Source organism: Arthrobacter sp. 10T425 (assembly GCF_056393985.1).
This window is the reverse complement of the sequence record NZ_JBFTGZ010000071.1, coordinates 1-478: the sequence shown is the minus strand read 5'-3', so window position 1 is coordinate 478 and position 478 is coordinate 1. Positions and strand designations below refer to the sequence as shown.

At 63.4% G+C, this 478-nt stretch carries 1 protein-coding gene; it reads right to left on the bottom strand.

Annotated elements, in window-relative coordinates:
* A partial coding sequence (locus tag AC1DDH_RS20570; RefSeq protein ID WP_476956228.1) for a helix-turn-helix transcriptional regulator occupies positions 1-478 on the bottom strand: 478 nt, incomplete at both ends.

The following is a 478-nucleotide window of genomic DNA, read 5'->3' as shown; positions in this document are numbered from 1 at the left end:
GTTCGCAGACCACCGGGTGCTCGGCGGCCAGGCGATGGAACACGCAGTTATGCGCGACGATTTCCGGGGTGCCTCCTGAGCGAAAAAACACCTCGGCTTCGTAGCCCGTCTGGTTCATGTGCTGCACGATCCTGGCTTCATCCACGACCTGTTGTTCCAGGTCCGAAGCCAGTTTTCGGCCCATGCTGCGCATCAGCGAGGCCAGGGCTTCAGGACCGATGATGTCCGCCACTTCATCAATCAATATGCTGGCCAGTAGCTGATAGTGGCGAGGGAACTGCTCCCGCGCGTGGTCGGTGAGCCGATACAGCTGCTCCGGACGCCGGCCCGTCGGACGGGTGTCGCCGCGCAGCACCAGAGCGTCACGCTCCAGCGCCGCCAGGTGTTGGCGGATCGCCGTGCGCGTGACGGCCAGGTGTTCAGCCAACTCGTCAATGCTCATGCCGCCCGCATGGTGCAGCAGTACATTGAGCAGGTC